Annotated in this window: 16 protein-coding genes; 6 read left to right on the forward strand and 10 right to left on the reverse strand. The window is 70.0% G+C overall.

Annotated elements, in window-relative coordinates; genetic code table 11:
• The first annotated feature begins 47 nt into the window (after positions 1-47).
• Positions 48-1,166 carry a family 43 glycosylhydrolase gene (locus L7N97_RS03205; RefSeq protein WP_237476928.1) on the forward strand — a complete coding sequence of 373 codons (1,119 nt, stop codon included), beginning with the start codon at positions 48-50 and terminating at the stop codon, positions 1,164-1,166.
• A gap of 51 nt (positions 1,167-1,217) precedes the next feature.
• Here the strand turns inward: L7N97_RS03205 and coaD are convergent, their stop codons facing one another.
• From coaD to ssb, 4 genes are all read right to left on the reverse strand, one after another.
• Positions 1,218-1,715: a pantetheine-phosphate adenylyltransferase gene (gene coaD / locus L7N97_RS03210; RefSeq protein ID WP_237482021.1), complete on the reverse strand. Its 498-nt coding sequence runs from the start codon at positions 1,713-1,715 to the stop codon at positions 1,218-1,220.
• A gap of 2 nt (positions 1,716-1,717) precedes the next feature.
• Positions 1,718-4,465 carry a DNA gyrase subunit A gene (gene gyrA / locus L7N97_RS03215; RefSeq protein WP_237476929.1) on the reverse strand — a complete coding sequence of 916 codons (2,748 nt, stop codon included), beginning with the start codon at positions 4,463-4,465 and terminating at the stop codon, positions 1,718-1,720.
• Between the two features lie 117 nt (positions 4,466-4,582).
• The gene (locus L7N97_RS03220) at positions 4,583-5,851 is read right to left on the reverse strand and encodes an aspartate aminotransferase type Ic (RefSeq protein WP_237476930.1); all 1,269 of its coding nucleotides are present in this window, start codon (positions 5,849-5,851) and stop codon (positions 4,583-4,585) included.
• A 68-nt stretch (positions 5,852-5,919) separates the two neighbouring features.
• Positions 5,920-6,453 carry a single-stranded DNA-binding protein gene (gene ssb, locus L7N97_RS03225; protein ID WP_237476931.1) on the reverse strand — a complete coding sequence of 178 codons (534 nt, stop codon included), beginning with the start codon at positions 6,451-6,453 and terminating at the stop codon, positions 5,920-5,922.
• A gap of 242 nt (positions 6,454-6,695) precedes the next feature.
• Here ssb and uvrA point away from each other — a divergent pair, with 242 nt between their 5' ends.
• From uvrA to trmFO, 5 genes are all read left to right on the forward strand, one after another.
• The gene (gene uvrA / locus L7N97_RS03230) at positions 6,696-9,773 is read left to right on the forward strand and encodes an excinuclease ABC subunit UvrA (RefSeq protein ID WP_237476932.1); all 3,078 of its coding nucleotides are present in this window, start codon (positions 6,696-6,698) and stop codon (positions 9,771-9,773) included.
• A 515-nt stretch (positions 9,774-10,288) separates the two neighbouring features.
• Entirely contained in the window at positions 10,289-10,525 is a 237-nt protein-coding gene (locus tag L7N97_RS30125; protein ID WP_309242754.1) for a DUF1127 domain-containing protein, read from the forward strand.
• Positions 10,526-10,671: 146 nt separating this feature from the next.
• A complete protein-coding gene (locus L7N97_RS30130) occupies positions 10,672-10,911 on the forward strand; it encodes a DUF1127 domain-containing protein (protein ID WP_309242755.1) in 240 nt (79 codons plus the stop codon).
• Between the two features lie 136 nt (positions 10,912-11,047).
• The gene (locus L7N97_RS03245) at positions 11,048-11,203 is read left to right on the forward strand and encodes a DUF1127 domain-containing protein (RefSeq protein WP_237476933.1); all 156 of its coding nucleotides are present in this window, start codon (positions 11,048-11,050) and stop codon (positions 11,201-11,203) included.
• Positions 11,204-11,354: 151 nt separating this feature from the next.
• Positions 11,355-12,782, forward strand: a complete 1,428-nt coding sequence (trmFO, locus tag L7N97_RS03250) for a methylenetetrahydrofolate--tRNA-(uracil(54)-C(5))-methyltransferase (FADH(2)-oxidizing) TrmFO (RefSeq protein WP_237476934.1) — start codon at positions 11,355-11,357, stop codon at positions 12,780-12,782.
• A gap of 18 nt (positions 12,783-12,800) precedes the next feature.
• On the opposite strand, the gene L7N97_RS03255 is transcribed toward trmFO, so the two are convergent.
• The 6 genes from L7N97_RS03255 to sufB form a co-directional block, all read right to left on the reverse strand.
• Positions 12,801-13,400, reverse strand: a complete 600-nt coding sequence (locus L7N97_RS03255; RefSeq protein ID WP_237476935.1) for a hypothetical protein — start codon at positions 13,398-13,400, stop codon at positions 12,801-12,803.
• A 74-nt stretch (positions 13,401-13,474) separates the two neighbouring features.
• Entirely contained in the window at positions 13,475-13,852 is a 378-nt protein-coding gene (locus L7N97_RS03260) for an SUF system Fe-S cluster assembly protein (protein ID WP_237476936.1), read from the reverse strand.
• 11 nt (positions 13,853-13,863) lie between these two features.
• Positions 13,864-15,126, reverse strand: coding sequence for a cysteine desulfurase (locus L7N97_RS03265; RefSeq protein ID WP_237476937.1), 1,263 nt, complete (start codon positions 15,124-15,126; stop codon positions 13,864-13,866).
• A gap of 4 nt (positions 15,127-15,130) precedes the next feature.
• On the reverse strand, positions 15,131-16,450 hold the full coding sequence (gene sufD / locus L7N97_RS03270; protein ID WP_237476938.1) for a Fe-S cluster assembly protein SufD: 1,320 nt from the start codon (positions 16,448-16,450) through the stop codon (positions 15,131-15,133).
• A 10-nt stretch (positions 16,451-16,460) separates the two neighbouring features.
• Positions 16,461-17,219: a Fe-S cluster assembly ATPase SufC gene (sufC, locus tag L7N97_RS03275; protein WP_237476939.1), complete on the reverse strand. Its 759-nt coding sequence runs from the start codon at positions 17,217-17,219 to the stop codon at positions 16,461-16,463.
• 191 nt (positions 17,220-17,410) lie between these two features.
• Positions 17,411-18,883: a Fe-S cluster assembly protein SufB gene (gene sufB, locus L7N97_RS03280; RefSeq protein ID WP_237476940.1), complete on the reverse strand. Its 1,473-nt coding sequence runs from the start codon at positions 18,881-18,883 to the stop codon at positions 17,411-17,413.
• Between the last annotated feature and the right edge of the window lie 75 nt (positions 18,884-18,958).

Genomic DNA, 18,958 nt, shown 5'->3' on the forward strand with positions numbered 1-18,958 from the left:
AGGCCGCGGACGGACCGAGCGAGCCTCGCGGCCTACCGATCAGGCCGATGACGACGGTCGGCGCCGACGGCTCCGGATATTTCTCCGACCCCTATCCCGTCCGCTTCGCGGCCGGCGACGGGCGGCAGGTGTTCACGGGGACCACCAAAGCGGTGCTGGCCTGCACCTATCCGCTGTCTCCAGGGTGCTTCACCTCGACGCCGCTCACGGTCGGCGTCGGGAGCCTCGGCGCCCAGATCACGGCCGCCATGGCGACGGTGACCAACTTCCAGAACGTCGACGCCTTCCAGGACGACGCCGGCACTTGGCACGCCGTGCTGGCGATCGGCGTCAAGAATGCCGCCCATCCCGACCATTGGACCGTGCTGGTGCACGCGCATGCGGCGAGCGCTCCGGCGCCGGGCGCGACGCCCATCGCCTGGGCGGCTGACGCGGTGCTGTCGGGGTCGTTCTCCGATCCGGCCGAGGGCAATTACGACGGCAAATACTTTCTCGACGGCGGGCAGCTCTACCTGCTCTATGTCAGGAACTTCGCTCCCAAGCCTGCCCTGCGCAACGGCATCGTGATCCAGCCGATGCTGACACCGACGCGATCGGCGGCGGTCGAACCCACGACGCTGCTGACCACGGGGGACCGCTTCGGCCCCCTGCTGTCCGAGGATTACGGGACCACAGCGGCGAAGCTGGTCGAGGCTCCTTACCTCGTCAGGATCGCCGACAAATACGCATTGCTTTATTCGACCGGTGCCTGTCAGCAGGTCGGCTACAAGGCCGGGGTAGCCTGGTCCGACGCGCTCCTCCCGCCCTCGGGCGGGCGCTATCGCAAGGTGCTCGAGGCGGACGTCCAAGGTGTGTGGGGGCAGGCGGGCGCGCGGGAGGTCCGCTACCTGGTGCAGTCGCAATTCCCGACCTGGCCCGGATACACGGGCGAGCGCGTGGTGAGCCCCGGCGTCGCTTCCATGACGCGTGGCCCGCATGGGGCTTGGCGGCTGTTCTTCGCCGGTTTCGACCCCGCCGACCGGCCTATGGTCGCGCCCGGCGTGGCCGAAGCGGATCATCGGCGTCCCTTCTATCTCGGGCTGAGGGTGTCCGTCCCGGCCGGTCGCCCCGTGTCGAAAGCCTCCGACGCCGAACTGGCCACATGGATCTCGCCCGCCATCCCGTGACGTCCAGGGGCGACCCTCGCGGCAGACCGGACGACGCGAGGGCACCAGGCCCTACCCCCGCTCCCGCGCCGCCCTCAGCGCCGCCGCCACGCCCGGCGGCACGAAAACCGACACGTCGCCGCCCATGGCGGCGATCTGCCGGACCAGGGTGGCGGTGACGGCGCGCGAGCCCGGCGCCGCCGGCACGAACACGGTCTGCAGGTCGGGCGCCATGGCGGCGTTCATGCCCGCCATGCTCATCTCGTCGTCGAGGTCGGTCGCGCCGCGCAGGCCGCGCACGATGACCGTGGCGCCGACGTCGCGCGCCGCCACGACGGCGAGGCCCGAGAAGCTCTCGACGCGCAGCACGGCCCCGGCCGCGGCCACGACGGGCCCGGCCTCGTCGCGGATCAGGGCGACGCGGGCGTCGTGGCTCAGCATCGGCTGCTTGGTGGCGTGGCGGCCGACCGCCACCACCAGCACGTCGCAGATCCGGGCCGCGGCCCGGATCACGTCGAGGTGGCCGTTGGTCAACGGGTCGAACGACCCCGTGTAGAGGGCCGTCCGCATCGTCACGCCTCGCCGTCCGCGTCCGGCAGGCCGGCCTCGCCGTTCTCCGCCCCCACCTCGGCGATGCGGTCCACGGACACCACCCTCTCGCCCGCCGCCGTGTTGAACACGATCACGCCCTGCGTGTTGCGGCCCGCGACGCGGATGCCCTCGACCGGGCAGCGGATGAGCTGGCCGCCGTCCGTGACCAGCATGATCCCGTCGCTGTGCTCGACCGGGAAGGAGGCCACGAGCTTGCCGTTGCGGGCGTTCACCGCCATGGCGCCGATGCCCTTGCCGCCGCGCCCGGTGAGCCGGTACTCGTAGGACGAGGTCCGCTTGCCGAAGCCCCGCTCGGAGATGGTGAGGATCACCTGCTCGCGTGCCGACAGCTCGGCGTAGCGCTCCTGCGACAGCGTGGCGGGCGCGTCCGGCACGGCGCCCTCCGCGCCCACGACCTCCTTCTCGATGTCGTCCTCGCCCGTCTCGCCCTCGACGGCGCGGCGCATCTTGAGGAAAGCGATGCGCTCGCCGGAATCGGCGTCGGTGTGGCGCAGCACGGCGAGCGAGATCACGCCGTCGTCCTTGGCGAGCGTGATGCCGCGCACACCCATCGAGTCGCGGCCCTTGAACACGCGCACGTCGTTGACCGCGAAGCGGATGCACTGCCCGCCCGCCGTGGTGAGCAGAATGTCGTCGTCCTCCGAGCAGATCTGCACGTCGACGATGGACTCGCCCTCGTCGAGCTTCATGGCGATCTTGCCCGAGCGGTTCACCTGGGCGAAGTCCGACAGCTTGTTGCGCCGGACCGTGCCGCGCGTGGTCGCGAAGACCACGTCGAGCTTGGCCCAGTCGCCCTCGTCCTCGGGCAGCGGCATGATGGTGGTGATGCGCTCCCCCTGCTCCAGCGGCAGCAGGTTGACGAAGGCCTTGCCGCGCGCCTGCGGGGCGGCGAGCGGCAGGCGCCACACCTTCATCTTGTAGGCCTGGCCGAGCGACGAGAAGAACAGCACGGGCTGGTGCGTGTTGGCCACGAAGATGCGGGCGACGAAGTCCTCGTCGCGCGTCTGCATGGCCGAGCGGCCCTTGCCGCCGCGGCGCTGCGCCCGGTAGGTCGAGAGCGGCACCCGCTTCACGTAGCCGGCGTGGCTGACCGTGATCGCCATGTCCTCGCGGGCGATGAGGTCCTCGTCCTCCATGTCGGCGGCGCTGTCGAGGATCTCGGTCATGCGCGGCGTCGCGTGGGCGAGCTTGATGGCCTCGAGCTCGCCGCGGACGATGTCGAAGATGCGCGTGCGCGAGCCCAGGATGTCGAGCAGGTCGGCGATCTCGGCGGCGAGCTTGTTCAGGGCTTCCGCGATCTCGTCGCGGCCGAGGGCGGTGAGGCGGGCGAGCCTGAGCTCCAGGATGGCGCGGGCCTGCGCCTCGGAGAGGCGGTAGGTGCCGTCCTCCTTCAGCGTGTGGTGCGGGTCGGCGATGAGGGCGATCAGCGGCGCCATGTCGAGCGCCGGCCAGTCGCGGCCCATCAGGGCCTCGCGTGCCGTGCCGGTGTCGGGCGAGGTGCGGATCAGGCGGATCACCTCGTCGATGTTGGCGACCGCGATGGCGAGGCCGACCTGCACGTGCGCCGCCGCGCGGGCCTTGGCGAGCCTGAACTTCGTGCGCCGCGTCACCACCTCCTCGCGGAAGTCCACGAAGGCGACGAGGAAGTCCTTGAGGTTCAGCATCTCCGGCCGGCCGCCGTTCAGCGCGATCATGTTGGCGCCGAAGGAGGACTGGAGCTGGCTGAAGCGGTAGAGCTGGTTCAGCACCACGTCCGGCACGGCGTCGCGCTTCAGCTCGATCACGATCCGCATGCCGTCGCGGTCGGACTCGTCGCGCATCTCGGAGATGCCCTCGATGCGCTTGTCGCGCACCGCCTCGGCGATCTTCTCCTGCAGGGTCGTCTTGTTGACCTGGTAGGGGATCTCCTGGACGATCAGCGCCGTGCGGTCGCGGCGGATCTCCTCGGTCGTGATGCGGGCCCGCATGACGATGGAGCCGCGGCCCGTGGTGTAGGCCTGGCGGACGCCGGCGCGGCCGAGGATCGTGCCGCCGGTGGGGAAGTCCGGCCCCGGCACGATCCCCATCAGCTCCTCAAGCTCGATCTCGGGCCGGTCCATCAGGGCCAGGGTCGCGTCGATCACCTCGCCGAGGTTGTGGGGCGGGATGTTGGTCGCCATGCCGACCGCGATGCCGCCCGCGCCGTTGACGAGCAGGTTCGGGTAGCGGGCCGGCAACACGACCGGCTCCTTCTCCTTGCCGTCGTAGTTGTCCTGGAAGTCGACGGTGTTCTCGTCGATGTCCTGGATCAGGGCCAGCGAGGGCGGCGCGAGGCGCGACTCGGTGTAGCGCATGGCCGCCGGCGGGTCGCCGTCGACCGAGCCGAAGTTGCCCTGGCCGTCGATCAACGGCAGGCGCATCGAGAAGGACTGCGCCATGCGGACCAGCGCGTCGTAGATCGCGGTGTCGCCGTGCGGATGGTACTTGCCCATCACGTCGCCGACGATGCGGGCCGACTTGACGTAGGCGCGGTCCGGCAGGTGGTTGTTCTCCTGCATGGAGAACAGGATGCGCCGGTGCACCGGCTTGAAGCCGTCGCGCACGTCGGGCAGCGCGCGCGACACGATCACGCTCATGGCGTAATCGAGGTAGGAGCGCTTCATCTCGTCCGCGATGGAGACGGGCCGGATGCCGTTCGGATCTTCGATTCTGTCGTCGGTGTCGGCCAAGTGGCATCCCTTCGCGGACGGCCCGGCGCTGGCGCGCCGGCGGTTCTGATCTCGGTTCTATATGGGTGTCGAGAGGACGATCCGCGAGGTTTTACAGGCGGAAGGACGCTGTCCGCCTCAGGCCGCGGCGGTGTCCTCGGCGCGCTTCTCGAGCCCCGCGAGCGCGATGCAGATGGCGATGCCCTCGGCCGCGGCCTCGACGTCGCCGAGCTTGGGGAAGGTGGGGGCGAGGCGCAGGTTGGCGTCCTCCGGGTCGCGCCCGCCGGGCCAGGTCGCGCCCGCGGGGGTCAGCGCCAGGCCGGCCGCCTTGGCGAGCGCCACGACGCGGGAGGCTGTGCCCGGCACGGCGTCGACGCTGATGAAGTAGCCGCCCTCGGGCCGCGACCAGCGCGCGAGACCGGTGCCGCCGAGCCGCCGCTCCAGCGCGCGGAGCACGGCGTCGAACTTCGGGCCGATCAGATCGCGGTGCCGGACCATGTGGGCGTGCAGCCCTTCGGCGTCGCGCAGGAAGCGCAGGTGGCGGAGCTGGTTCAGCTTGTCGGAGCCGATGGTGCGGCGCCCGGCCCGCGCCAGGAACCAGGACACGTTGGCGGGCGATGAGGCGAAGAGCGCGACGCCGGCGCCGGCCAGCGTGACCTTGGAGGTCGAGGCGAAGCAGAAGGCGCGGTCCGGGTGGCCGGCCTCGCGGGCGAGGTCGAGGATCGAGGCCAGCGGCGTGCGGCGCTCGGTCAGGTGGTGGACCGCGTAGGCGTCGTCCCAGAACAGGCGGAAGTCCGGCGCGCCCGTCTTCATCGCGGCGAGGCGGCGCACGGTCTCGTCGGCGTAGGTTTCGCCGGTCGGGTTCGAGTAGCGCGGCACGCACCACATGCCCTTCACGGACGGGTCGGCGGCGAGCGCCTCGACCGCGTCCATGTCGGGGCCCTGCCCCGTGAGCGGCACCGGCAGCAGGCGGAAGCCGAACTCCTCGGTCAGGCCGAAGTGGCGGTCGTAGCCCGGCACGGGGCAGATGAAGGCCGGCGAGGCCTCCCTGGACCAGGGCCGCTCACCGCCCGGCACGCCCTTGAGCAGCGCCCACACGATGCAGTCGTGCATCAGGGCGAGGGACGAGTTGTTGCCGAGCACGATGGCGTCCGCCGTCAGGCCGAGCGCCTCGCCGAACAGGGCGCGGACCTCTGGCAGGCCGCGCAGGTCCCCGCCGTAGTTGCGCGCGTCCTCGCCGGCCGCCGTGGTGGTGTCGCGGTTGCCCTGCGGCAGCAGCATGGCGTCCGACAGCGACAGCTGTTCGGGCGAGGGTTTGCCCCGCGTCATGTCGAGCTTGAGGCCGCGGGCCTTGAAGCTCTCGTAGTCGGCGCGGGTGCGGGCGAGGTCGGCGGAAAGGTCGGTCATCAGGACAGTCTAGCTCAGGACGGCGTGCGCGATCCTTCTCCCGTTCCACGGGAGAAGGAAACCCGTCATCAGAACGGGATGTCGTCGTCGATCGCGTCCGACATGGAGCCGCCGCGGCCGCCGCCGCCGGAGTTGCCGCCGCGGTCCATCGGCGAGGAGCGGCCGAAGGACGGGCGGTCGCCGCCCCGGTCGCCGCCGCGGTCGAAGGAGCCGCGGTCGTCGTCGCCCGCGAAGCCGCCGCCGCCGCTGTTGCGGCCTTCCAGCATGGTCAGCTCGCCGCGGAAGCGCTGCAGCACCACCTCGGTGCTGTAGCGCTCGTTGCCGTCCTTGTCGTTGTACTTGCGGGTCTGGAGCTGGCCCTCGACGTAGACCTTCGAGCCCTTCTTCAGGTACTGCTCGGCCACCTTGGCGAGGTTCTCGTTGAAGATCACGACGGAGTGCCACTCCGTCTTCTCCTTGCGCTCGCCGGACGCCTTGTCGCGCCAGGATTCCGTGGTGGCGAGGCGCAGGTTCACCACCGCGTCGCCCGACTGCATGCGGCGCACCTCGGGATCCTTGCCCAGGTTTCCGACCAGAATGACCTTGTTGACGCTGCCCGACATGGTGCCCTCCTCGGGACCTCGATGAGTGTGGGCCCTCGGCGCGCGACGCGGCGCCGGACCCGACCTTGACCCGTTCCTACAAGGCGGCGGTTACCAAACTCCGCCGACCCGTTCCCTCTATGTTCCCTAGCACATCCGTGGTAAGCGCGAAACGGCGGCGGTGCCGATACGGCATGGCACCCCTATATGGAGGCGAAACCGGTTCCGCGGCCGGCCGTCCTCATCCTGGAACCCGTCCCTCCATGGCGCAACAGCCCCGCTCCCGCACCCGCAAGGCCGAAGCGGCCGCAGAGGCGCCCGAAGCCGCCGAAACCCCTGCCCCGCGCATCGTCCGCAAGGTCAGGGCCATCAAGGGCGCGGCCGCGGAGGCGGCCCCCGGGCCGGCCGCGCCCGCGGAGATGAGCGACGCCGCGCTGGAGAAGCTGTTCGACGCCGAGCCGCCCCGCCTGCCCGACCGCGACAGCATCGTGGTGCGGGGCGCGCGCGAGCACAACCTCAAGAACGTCGACCTCACCATCCCGCGCGACAAGCTGGTGGTCTTCACCGGCCTGTCGGGCTCGGGCAAATCATCTTTGGCCTTCGACACCATCTACGCGGAAGGACAGCGCCGCTACGTGGAATCGCTGTCCGCCTACGCGCGCCAGTTCCTGGAGATGATGGGCAAGCCCGACGTCGACCAGATCGACGGCCTGTCGCCCGCCATCTCGATCGAGCAGAAGACGACCTCGAAGAACCCGCGCTCCACGGTCGGCACCGTCACCGAGATCTACGACTACATGCGCCTCCTGTGGGCGCGCATCGGCATCCCCTATTCGCCCGCGACGGGCCTGCCGATCGAGAGCCAGACTGTCAGCCAGATGGTGGACCGCGTGCTGGCCCTGCCGCCGAACACGCGCCTCTACCTGATCGCGCCCGTGGTGCGCGGCCGCAAGGGCGAGTACCGCAAGGAGATCGCCGAATTCCAGCGCAAGGGATTCCAGCGCCTGAAGGTCGACGGCGAGTTCTACCCGCTCGACGAGGCGCCGACGCTCGACAAGAAGTTCAAGCACGACATCGGCGTCGTGGTGGACCGCATCGCGGTGCGCCCCGACATGGCGACGCGCCTCGCCGAGTCCTTCGAGACCGCGCTGGAGCTGGCCGACGGCATCTCGGTCGTCGAGTTCGCCGACGAGCCGCCGGAGGGCTCGCCGAAGGAGGTGGTCTTCTCGTCGAAGTTCGCCTGCCCGGTGTCGGGCTTCACCATCCCCGAGATCGAGCCGCGGCTGTTCTCCTTCAACAACCCGTTCGGCGCCTGCCCGGTCTGCGCCGGGCTCGGCTCGCAGATGCAGGTCGCCGCCGAGCGGGTCGTGCCGGACCCGACGCTGAGCCTGAAGCGCGGCGCCATTTCGCCCTGGTCGAAGTCGTCCTCGCCCTATTACGCGCAGACGCTCGACGCGCTGGCACGCCACTACAAGGTCAAGCTCGACACCAAGTGGAACGCCCTGCCCCAGAGCTTCCGCGACGCCGTGCTGTTCGGCTCGGGCGAGGAGGTGATCCGCTTCCAGTACGACGACGGCTCGCGCGCCTACGGGGTGTCGAAGCCCTTCGAGGGCGTGGTGCGCAGCCTCGACCGGCGCTTCAAGGAGACCGACTCGGAGTTCATCCGCGAGGAGATCGGCCGCTACATGGGCGCGGTGCCCTGCCCCACCTGCGCGGGCGCGCGCCTCAAGCCCGAGGCGCTGGCGGTGCGGATCGCGGACAGGACGATCTCGTCGGCCGCTGAGCTTTCGATCCGCAAGGCGATCGCCTGGTTCGACGCCCTGCCGGCGCAGCTCGACGACAAGCGCAACGAGATCGCGGTGCGGATCCTCAAAGAGATCCGCGACCGGCTGCGCTTCCTGATCGACGTCGGGCTCGACTACCTCACGCTCGGCCGCGGCGCCGGCACGCTGTCGGGCGGCGAAAGCCAGCGCATCCGCCTAGCCAGCCAGATCGGCTCGGGCCTCACCGGCGTGCTCTACGTGCTCGACGAGCCCTCGATCGGCCTCCACCAGCGCGACAACGAGCGGCTGCTCGGCACGCTGCAGCGCCTGAAAAGCCTCGGCAACAGCGTGATCGTGGTCGAGCACGACGAGGACGCGATCCTCAGCGCCGACTACGTGGTCGACGTGGGCCCCGGTGCGGGCGTGCACGGCGGCCACATCGTGGCAGCCGGCACGCCGCGCGAGATCATGTCCAACCCCGCCTCGCTGACCGGCGACTACCTCGCCGGCCGCAAGACCGTCGGCGTGCCGCGCCGGCGCCGCGCCGCCAAGGAGGGCCAGTCCCTCAAGGTCGTCAACGCGCGGGGCAACAACCTCAAGAACGTCACCATGGAGGTGCCGCTCGGCACCTTCTCGTGCATCACGGGCGTGTCGGGCGGCGGCAAGTCGACCCTGGTGATCGACACCCTCTTCGCGGCGGCGGCGCGCAGACTCGGCGGCGGCGCCGAGCACCCCGCGCCGCACGACGCCGTGGAGGGCCTGGAATTCCTCGACAAGGTCATCGACATCGACCAGTCGCCGATCGGCCGCACGCCGCGCTCGAACCCCGCCACCTACACGGGCGCCTTCACGCCCATCCGCGACTGGTTCGCCGGCCTGCCGGAATCGAAGGCGCGCGGCTACGGGCCGGGGCGCTTCTCGTTCAACGTCAAGGGCGGGCGCTGCGAGGCCTGCCAGGGCGACGGCGTCATCAAGATCGAGATGCACTTCCTGCCCGACGTCTACGTCACCTGCGACGTGTGCAAGGGCAAGCGCTACGGTCGCGAGACGCTCGACGTGAAGTACCGCGACCACTCCATCGCCGACGTGCTCGACATGACGGTCGAGGAGGCGGCCGACCTGTTCAAGGCCGTGCCCTCGATCCGCGACAAGATGAAGACGCTGGCGCGCGTCGGCCTCGGCTACGTCAAGGTCGGGCAGCAGGCCAACACCCTGTCGGGCGGCGAGGCGCAGCGCGTGAAGCTGTCCAAGGAGCTGTCGCGCCGCTCCACGGGCCGCACGCTCTACATCCTCGACGAGCCCACCACGGGCCTGCACTTCGAGGACGTGCGCAAGCTCCTCGAGGTGCTGCAGGAGCTGGTCGACCAGGGCAACACGGTGGTAGTGATCGAGCACAACCTCGAGGTCATCAAGACGGCCGACCACATCGTCGACCTCGGCCCCGAGGGCGGCGACGGCGGCGGCCGCATCGTGGCGACAGGCTCGCCCGAGGAGGTCGCCCGCAACCCGGCCAGCCACACCGGGCGCTTCCTGCGCGACGTGCTGGCGCGCCGCCCGCTGCAGGCCGCCGCGGAATAGCGGGGGCGGCCCGGATCGCGAGCCCCCCGCCCGCCGTCGCGAGCACGGCCGAGCGACCGAAGCCGTCAGACTGCGCCGGGAAGCGGAGCGTCGGCCGAGGAGCCGCGATCAAGGCCGCCTCGCCGCGGCCGCGATGGCTGGCCAGGAGCTTGCTCCGGCCCATCGCGTTTTTGCAACGCACCATATGGATGTCCCGGTCGGCCGCCACGCGCTCCGCCGCCGCCGGACGATCCCGGTCGCAAGCGGTTCCACCCCGCCGGTCGCCCCCATCCTGTCATGCAAATTTCACATGAGCGGAGCGCTGCAGGAGGGCTAAATGCCGTCTTTGTCGCTTGTGTGACGCGATTTTCGCCTCAATCCCTACCTGGACGTGAACGAAGCCCCGCATCTTGCGCATATCAGACGGTTGCGAGTCTGGCTTCTCGCATCGGCGAATCTGCGTATATTGCACTGCATCAAAGGTCGAGCGGGACGGGGCGACGCGCCTCGTGCCGCGAACAACAAGGAACCTTTCGATGCTGAACTTCATCGCTTCCTGGCGCCGCGAGCGCGAGGCCATCCGCGAGCTGTCCCGCCTGTCCGATCGCGAGCTGGCCGACCTCGGCCTGTGCCGCTCCGACATCCGCGGCGTCGTCGAGGAGATGTCGCGGGCGCCGGCCCCCGAGGGCACCGTCGCGCGTTCCGCCCGCGAGCCGGTCGGCACCATGGCCCCGTCCTGGGGCACTCACGCCCGCCGGTCGGTCGCGGCCTGACCCCTCCGCCGCCACGACGCCGTGGCGGAGGTGCCGGCCCGGAGCCGGCGAACACCGTGGCCGCCATTGTGTGTGGGCGGGCACGCGGACCATCGCTCCATCGCCGGATCCGCCGGCCCTCGGGGCGACAACGAATGGAGCCCCCCATGATCGCATCCATCATGACCCGCTACGCCGCCTGGCGCCTGCGCCGCGAGACGATCCGCGAGCTGTCCCTGCTGAACGACCGCGAGCTGGCCGACCTCGGCATCGGCCGCGGCGACATCCCCTTCGTGGCCGACGGCACGTTCCACGAGATCGAGCCGGCCTTCGTGCCCGCGGCCAACGACGACGCCCACATCGGCCCGGCCTGGGCCGCCCACGCGCCGACCTCGCTGGCGGCCTGAGCCCGAGATCCCGTCCCGAGCCGTCCCGGCTCGGGGACGCGACATGCCCGCCGTTGTGTGTGGGTGGGCATGACCCCGACGCCCCCGCGCCGCGCTTCCGCGGCCGCCGGAGGCTCACCAAGAACGGAGAAACTCCATGCTGAAGTCCCTGACCCTGAAGATCGCCGCCTGGCGCCGCTACCGCGACTCCGTGCGCGAGCTGTCCCGCCTGTCCGACCGCGAGCTGAACGACCTCGGCATCGGCCGGGCCGACATCGCCGCCCTGGTCCGCCAGAGCACCGACGAGGCCTGAGCCTCGCACCCGACGCCCATCGTTCCCGCCCGCCGCGAGCCCCCGCTCCGGCGGGCGTCTTCGTTCCGGTCCGCTCATCCCCGCCCGCGCTGGGATGGAGCGGCGGGACCGTCCGCCTTGCCCGTGCCGCGCCGGTCCCGTAGGTTTCGGCATGTCGACCACACAGCCCGAACCCATCCACGTCATCGGCGGCGGCCTCGCCGGCTCCGAGGCGGCGTGGCAGATCGCCCGCGCCGGCCTCCCCGTCGTGCTGCACGAGATGCGCCCCGTCCGGCCCACCGACGCGCACAAGACCACCGACCTCGCCGAGCTCGTCTGCTCCAACTCCTTCCGCTCGGACGACGCGCTCGGCAACGCGGTGGGCGTGATCCACCGCGAGATGCGGCGGCTCGGCTCGCTCATCATGCACTGCGCGGACCGGCATCAGGTGCCGGCCGGGGGCGCGCTGGCGGTCGACCGCGACGGCTTCTCGGCCGCGGTTACGCGCGCGATCCAGGAGGAGCCGCTGATCGAGGTCCGCCGCGAGGCGGTGGACGGCCTGCCGCCCGAGGACTGGAGCAGCGTGATCGTGGCGACCGGCCCGCTCACCTCGCCGGGGCTCGCCCAGGCCATCGCCGGCGTCGGCGGCGAGGAGCACCTCGCCTTCTTCGACGCCATCGCGCCCATCGTCCACAAGGACTCGATCGACTTCGACAAGGCCTGGTACCAGTCGCGCTACGACAAGGTCGGGCCGGGCGGCAACGGGCTCGACTACATCAACTGCCCGCTCGACCGCGACCAGTATCAGGCCTTCGTCGACGCGCTGCTGAGCCGCGAGACGACGTCCTTCAAGGAATGGGAGGGCACGCCCTACTTCAACGGCTGTCTGCCCATCGAGGTCATGGCCGAGCGCGGGCGCGAAACGCTGCGCCACGGGCCGATGAAGCCCGTGGGGCTCACCAACCCGCGCGACCCGACCGTGAAGCCCTACGGCATCGTCCAGCTCCGCCAGGACAACGCGCTCGGCACGCTCTACAACATGGTCGGCTTCCAGACGAAGCTGAAGCACGGCGCGCAGGTCGAGGTGTTCCGCACCATCCCCGGCCTGGAGAAGGCCGAGTTCGCGCGGCTCGGCGGGCTGCACCGCAACACATTCATCAACTCGCCGCGGCTGCTCGACGGCCGGCTTCGGCTCAAAGCCATGCCGCGGCTGCGCTTCGCCGGGCAGATCACCGGATGCGAGGGCTACGTCGAGAGCGCCGCGGTTGGCCTGATGGCGGGCCGCATGGCGGCGGCCGAGCGGCGCGGCGAGGAGCCTGCGATGCCGCCGGCCACGACCGCGATCGGCGCGCTGATCAACCACATCACCGGCGGCCACATCGAGACGATCGACGCCGGCCCCTCGTCGTTCCAGCCCATGAACGTCAACTTCGGCCTGTTCCCGCCGCTCGGCGAGGCCCCGCGCTCGGAGACGGGCAAGAAGCTGCGCGGGCCGGAGAAGGCCAAGGCCAACAAGCGGGCGATGAGCCTGCGGGCCGAGCGGGACCTGGAGGGGTGGCTGGCCGCGGCCGATGCCGCGGACCTCGCCGAAGCCTGCTGAGGGCCGGGCTCCCCGGCCTCAGCGGTGGAGATAGACCGTGTAGCCGCCCCCGTAGTCGTAGCCCGCGACCTGATAGGTCATCACCGATCCGGGCACGGTCCGTCCGCCGCTCTGGTCCTGGGTCGTTTCGCTGTAGGAGCCGACCGCGCTCCCGTCGGTGAAGGACGTGTAGGTGAAGAAGCGGTCGTCGAGCGCCGTGATGGCGCCGGATCGATAGCTCGTCGACGTCATGGACGAGTAGCGATAGGCCTCGTAGTGGCCCGGTATGCTCGGAGCGTAGCCATACCCATAGCTCGCGGCCGCGGGGTTCGTCGGCGATGACGCGCTCGAACTATGGAAATAGCTGTAACCTCCGTTGCTGTACTTGTACGTCGTCTCGACGTCGGTGAACCGGGAGTTCGATATCGTGTTCTGCTGGAACACGCCGCCGTCATAGCTCTCGTAGGCCGAACTCGTGTAGACGGCGCCGTTGGCCGAGACGGACAGATAGTAGTGGCTTCCCGGCCCATCCAGGCCGGCGCTGGCATCGAGGTAGTTGTTCGGATATCGATAAGCGTAATACGACCCGTACCCGCCATAGCCGTACGATCCGTAGGCGTCGTCCTCGTATCCCGCCATGTCTGGTCCCGCCCTTTCGCTGCGATCTCCACAGGGAAGGACGGGACGGGCACGATTTCAAGCGATCTGCGGCCTCACCACATGTCGAGGGCGACGCGAGCCTCGTCCGACATGCGGCTCTGGTCCCACGGCGGATCGAAGACCATGTTGACCCGAGCGCCGGCGACGCCCGGCACGGCCGAGGCCGCCGTCTCGACCCAGCCCGGCATCTCGCCGGCCACCGGGCAGCCCGGCGCCGTCAGGGTCATGTCGATGGCGACGAACTTCGAATCGTCGATCTCGATCTTGTAGATGAGGCCGAGCTCGTAGATGTCGACGGGGATCTCGGGGTCGTAGACGGTCTTCAGGGCCGCGACGAGCCCTTCCGTGATGGTGTCGAGCTCGGCCGGCGGGATCGCCGAGGCCTCGACCTCCGGCAGGTTCGGCGCGGCGGGGGCGGCGGTGTCGGACATCTTCTTGACCCTCAGGCGAAGAGCGCTTCGGCGCGCAGAAGCGCGTCCGCGAGGGCATCGACCTCTCCGCGCGTGTTGTAAAGCCCGAACGACGCGCGGCAGGTCGCCGTCACGCCGAAGCGCTGGAGCAGCGGCATGGTGCAATGCGTGCCGGCCCGCACCGCCACGCCGTAGCGGTCGATCACGGTGGCGACGTCGTGCGCGTGGGCGTTCTCCATCGTGAAGCTGACGATGCCGCCCTTGTCCGGCGCGTGGCCGTAGATGCGCAGCGAGTTCACGCGGCCGAGCCGCTCGTGGGCGTAGGCCGTGAGGTCGCGCTCGTGGGCGCGGATGCGGTCGCGGCCGATGCCCATCATGTAGTCGAGCGCGGCGCCGAGCCCGATCGCCTGGACGATCGGCGGCGTGCCGGCCTCGAAGCGGTGCGGGGGCGTGTTGTAGGTGATGTCCTCGGTCGTGACCGTGTCGATCATCTCGCCGCCCCCGTTGAAGGGCGGCAGGGACGCGAGCAGGTCCTTCTTGCCGTAGAGCACGCCGATGCCGGTCGGCCCGTAGACCTTGTGGCCGGTGAAGACGTAGAAATCCGCGTCGAGCGCCCGCACGTCGACGTCGAGGTGCACGGCGCCCTGCGAGCCGTCCACCATCACGGGGATGCCGCGCGCGTGGGCGATGCGGATCACCTCGGCGATCGGCGTCACCGTGCCCAGCATGTTGGACATGTGGGTCATGGCGACGATCTTGGTGCGCGGCGACAGGGCGGCCTCGAAGGACGCCATGTCGAAGTTGCCGTCCTCGTCGACGCCGACCCACTTCAGCACCGCGCCCTTGCGCTCGCGCAGGAAGTGCCAGGGCACGATGTTGGAATGGTGCTCCATGATGGAGAGCACGATCTCGTCGCCCTCGCCGATGTGGGCGAGGCCGAACGAGGAGGCGACGAGGTTGATCGCCTCCGTGGCCGACCGGGTGAAGACGATCTCGTCGACCGACCCGGCGTTGAGGAAGCCGCGCACCGTGTCGCGCGCCGCCTCGAAGGCCTCGGTGGCGGCGTTGGCGAGGTAGTGCAGCCCGCGGTGGACGTTGGCGTATTCGGTCGCGTAGGCGGTGGAGATGCGGTCGATCACGGCCTGCGGCTTCTGCGCCGAGGCCGCGTTGTCGAGGTAGACGAGCGGCTTGCCGTAGGGCGTCAGCGACAGCGCCGGGAAGTCCCGGCGGATCGCCTCGACGTCGTACGCGGACGAAGGCTGGGCGGCCGAAGCCGCAACACCGTGATCGGTCATGGGGTCACCGTCCGTGCTGGCGCAGCCAGTCGCCGACGCGCGCCACCATCTCGTCCTTGACGGAGTCGACGGTGACGGCCTCGACGGCCTCGTCCGCGAAGGCTTCCAGCAGCATGGCCTGAGCCTCGCGCAGCGGGATGCCGCGGGCGCGCAGGTAGAAGAGCTGGTCGTCGTCGAGCGCGCCGACCGTGGCGCCGTGGCCGCAGACCACGTCGTCGGCGAAGATCTCCAGCTCCGGCTTGTTGTACATGTTGGCGCCGTCGCCGAGGAAGATGCACTTGGAGAGCATCTTGCCGTCGGTCTTCTGCGCGCCCGGGGCCACCACGACGCGGCCCTGGTAGATGCCCGTCGCCTCGCCGGCGAGGATGTGCTTGAACAGCTCGCGGCTCTCGCAATGCGGCGCCGTGTGCGTGACGATCAGCGTCGTGTCGGCGTGGCTGCGCCCGTCGAGCAGCGACACGCCGTAGAGGTGCGAGGACGAGCGCTCGCCCACGAACTCGACGTAGGCCTGGCGCCGCGTCACGCCGGGGGTCGCGACCAGCGTGGTCGCCCGATACTGGGCGTCCGCGCCGATACGCACCAGCGCCGTGCCGAGGTGCAGCGCCTGCGGCCCGAGCCCGTCGACGCGGGCGAGGTGCTCGAAGCTCGCGCCGTCGCCCACCGACGCCACCAGCACGGTGGCGGCCAGCGACTTGGCCTCACCGAAGGCGGCGTGGCGCTCGATCAGCGTGACGGAGGCGCCGTCGCCCACGCGGATGTAGCTGCGGTCGTAGGTCGCGGCCGGCGCCCGGCCGGACAGCATCAGCACGAGCTCGATCGGCCCCTCGACCTTCGTGCCCGGCGCGACGTCGATCATCACGCCGCCCTGCAGGAAGGCGGAGTTCAGCGCCAGCATGGACTCGGGCTGGCCGAGCTTCTGCGCCCCGGCGAGTCCGGGATCGAGCTCCTCGGTGTAGAGCGCGTCGAGCACGGGACGCACGGTCACGCCGGCCGGCAGCGCCGCGAGGTCGGACAGGTCGGGGCGATACGTGCCGTCGAGCAGCACGAACCGCGCCGCGCCCGGCACCTCGTGGGCCTTCAGGCGCTCCTTCGCCACCGCGACCGCCGCGGCGTCCGGCTCGGCGGCCGGCGGCAGCGCTTCCCGCACGAGGCCGCGCAGGTCGGTGTAGTGCCAGCTCTCGATGCGGCGTCCGGGGAGGCCCGCCTCGGTGAAAAGCTTGTAGGCGTCGCCGCGGTGCGCCACCGAATGCTCGGCGTGGACCATGGCCTCGAACTGCTCGCCGAACATGCGTTCGGCCTCGTGCCCGCTCTTGATCATCGGCATGGGGCGGGCCTCAGGCGGCGTCGGCTTCGGCCGCCACGTAGTCGCGGTAGCCGTTCTTCTCGAGCTCCAGGGCCAGGGCGGCGTCGCCGCTCTTGATGATGCGGCCGCGGCTCATGATGTGGACGACGTCCGGCTTGATGTAGTCGAGCAGGCGCTGGTAGTGCGTGATGACCAGGAAGCCGCGGTTCGACGCGCGCAGGGCGTTGACGCCGTTCGACACGATGCGCAACGCGTCGATGTCGAGGCCGGAATCGGTCTCGTCGAGCAGGCCGTAGCGGGGCTCCAGCAGCGCCATCTGCAGGATCTCCATGCGCTTCTTCTCGCCGCCAGAGAAGCCGACGTTGAGGGGGCGCTTCAGCATGTCGGGGTTGACCTCCAGCTTCTCAGCACCCTGCTTCACGTGGCGCATGAAGTCGGGGGTGGAAAGCTCGGGCTCGCCGCGCGACTTGCGCTGGGCGTTCACCGAAGCCTTGAGGAACGTCATGGTGGCGACGCCGGGGATCTCGACCGGGTACTGGAAGGCCAGGAACAGGCCCTTCGCGGCGCGCTCCTCGGGATCCATTTCCAGCACGTTCTCGCCGTCGAGCAGGACTTCGCCGTCCGTCACCTCGTAGTCCTCGCGGCCCGCGATGACGTAGGAGAGCGTGGACTTGCCGGAGCCGTTCGGCCCCATGATGGCGGCGACCTCGCCGGGGCGGACGGTGAGGTCAAGACCGCGGAGGATCTTCTGGCCTTCCACCTCGACGTGGAGATTCCTGACTTCGAGCATGCTTCTGGACCTTGGCTTCGTCGTTCTTTGAAGTCGCATACCTTTCCACCGTTCATCTCCGCGAAGGCGGGGATCCAGGGGCCGAGGCAGGACGGTGAATGATGGGCGGCCTGCGGCCGATCACCTTTGCGCCGGATCCCCGCCGGCTCGGCGAGGCCGAGCGTCGCGGGGATGGGCGGCGGGGAATCAGGTCAGCCCACGCTGCCTTCGAGCGAGATGGCGATGAGCTTCTGCGCCTCCACGGCGAACTCCATGGGGAGCTGCTGGAGCACGTCGCGCACGAAGCCGTTGACGATGAGGGCGGTCGCCTCCTCGCCGGACAGGCCGCGCTGGCGGCAGTAGAACAGCTGGTCCTCGGAGATCTTCGAGGTGGTAGCCTCGTGTTCGAACACCGCGGTCGAGGTCTTGGCCTCGATGTAGGGCACCGTGTGGGCGCCGCACAGCTCGCCGATCAGCAGCGAGTCGCAGTTGGTGAAGTTGCGGGCGTTGGTGGCCTTGCGGTGCGCCGAGACGAGGCCGCGGTAGGTGTTGTCGGACTTGCCCGCCGCGATGCCCTTGGAGATGATCCGGCTCGTGGTGTTCTTGCCGAGGTGGACCATCTTGGTGCCGCTGTCGACCTGCTGCATGCCGTTCGAGATGGCGATCGAGTAGAACTCGCCGCGCGAGTCGTCGCCGCGCAGCACGCAGGACGGGTACTTCCAGGTGATGGCGGAGCCCGTCTCGACCTGCGTCCAGGAGATCTTGGCGCGCGCCTCGCGGCAGTCGCCGCGCTTGGTCACGAAGTTGTAGATGCCGCCCTTGCCCTCGGCGTCGCCGGGATACCAGTTCTGGACGGTGGAATACTTGATCTCGGCGTCCTCCAGGGCGACGAGCTCGACGACCGCGGCGTGGAGCTGGTTCTCGTCGCGCATCGGGGCCGTGCAGCCTTCGAGGTAGCTGACGTAGGAGCCCTTGTCGGCGATGATCAGCGTGCGCTCGAACTGGCCGGTCTTGGTGTCGTTGATGCGGAAATAGGTCGACAGTTCCATCGGGCAGCGCACGCCCGGCGGGATGTAGACGAAAGACCCGTCGGAGAAGACGGCGGAGTTCAGCGTGGCGAAGTAGTTGTCGGTCACCGGCACGACGGTGCCGAGGTACTTCTTCACCAGCTCGGGGTGGGTGTGCACCGCTTCCGAGATCGGGCAGAAGATCACGCCCGCCTTGGCGAGCTCGGCCTTGAAGGTCGTGGCGACCGAGACCGAGTCGAACACCGCGTCGACGGCGACGCGCGAGGACGGCTCGACGCCGGCCAGGATCTCCTGCTCGCGCAGCGGGATGCCGAGCTTCTCGTAGGTGCGCAGCAGCTCGGGGTCGACCTCGTCCAGCGACTTCGGGCCGGCCGTGCCCTTCGGGGCCGAGAAGTAGTGCAGGTCCTGGTAGTCGATCGGCGGGTGCTTGACGCGCGACCAGTCGGGCGACTCCATCGTGGTCCAGCGGCGGTAGGCGTCCAGGCGCCATTCGGTCAACCAGGCCGGCTCGTCCTTCTTGGCGGAGATGAAGCGGACGATGTCCTCGTTCAGGCCCTTCGGCGCGCGCTCGGCGTCGATCTCCGTCACAAAGCCGTACTTGTATTCGCTGACGTCGATGGCCTTGACCTGATCGACGGTGTCCTGAACTGCCGGCATCTCAACACTCCCGGACCGGCCGCGCGAACGCCCCGGTCTCTCTTCCGTCCGTCGGCCCCTGCGGGCCCCGCTGAA

The organism is Lichenibacterium dinghuense, from assembly GCF_021730615.1.
GTDB classification, from domain to species: Bacteria; Pseudomonadota; Alphaproteobacteria; order Rhizobiales; family Beijerinckiaceae; genus Lichenihabitans; species Lichenihabitans dinghuensis.

Coding starts and splice junctions, on each gene's coding strand:
- L7N97_RS03205 (WP_237476928.1), top strand. CDS start 48: ATGACGACGGTCGGCGCCGACGGCTCCGGATATTTCTCCGACCCCTAT.
- coaD (WP_237482021.1), bottom strand. CDS start 1,715: ATGCGGACGGCCCTCTACACGGGGTCGTTCGACCCGTTGACCAACGGC.
- L7N97_RS03220 (WP_237476930.1), bottom strand. CDS start 5,851: ATGACCGACCTTTCCGCCGACCTCGCCCGCACCCGCGCCGACTACGAG.
- ssb (WP_237476931.1), bottom strand. CDS start 6,453: ATGTCGGGCAGCGTCAACAAGGTCATTCTGGTCGGAAACCTGGGCAAG.
- uvrA (WP_237476932.1), top strand. CDS start 6,696: ATGGCGCAACAGCCCCGCTCCCGCACCCGCAAGGCCGAAGCGGCCGCA.
- L7N97_RS30125 (WP_309242754.1), top strand. CDS start 10,289: ATGCTGAACTTCATCGCTTCCTGGCGCCGCGAGCGCGAGGCCATCCGC.
- L7N97_RS30130 (WP_309242755.1), top strand. CDS start 10,672: ATGATCGCATCCATCATGACCCGCTACGCCGCCTGGCGCCTGCGCCGC.
- L7N97_RS03245 (WP_237476933.1), top strand. CDS start 11,048: ATGCTGAAGTCCCTGACCCTGAAGATCGCCGCCTGGCGCCGCTACCGC.
- trmFO (WP_237476934.1), top strand. CDS start 11,355: ATGTCGACCACACAGCCCGAACCCATCCACGTCATCGGCGGCGGCCTC.
- L7N97_RS03255 (WP_237476935.1), bottom strand. CDS start 13,400: ATGGCGGGATACGAGGACGACGCCTACGGATCGTACGGCTATGGCGGG.
- L7N97_RS03260 (WP_237476936.1), bottom strand. CDS start 13,852: ATGTCCGACACCGCCGCCCCCGCCGCGCCGAACCTGCCGGAGGTCGAG.
- L7N97_RS03265 (WP_237476937.1), bottom strand. CDS start 15,126: ATGACCGATCACGGTGTTGCGGCTTCGGCCGCCCAGCCTTCGTCCGCG.
- sufD (WP_237476938.1), bottom strand. CDS start 16,450: ATGCCGATGATCAAGAGCGGGCACGAGGCCGAACGCATGTTCGGCGAG.
- sufC (WP_237476939.1), bottom strand. CDS start 17,219: ATGCTCGAAGTCAGGAATCTCCACGTCGAGGTGGAAGGCCAGAAGATC.
- sufB (WP_237476940.1), bottom strand. CDS start 18,883: ATGCCGGCAGTTCAGGACACCGTCGATCAGGTCAAGGCCATCGACGTC.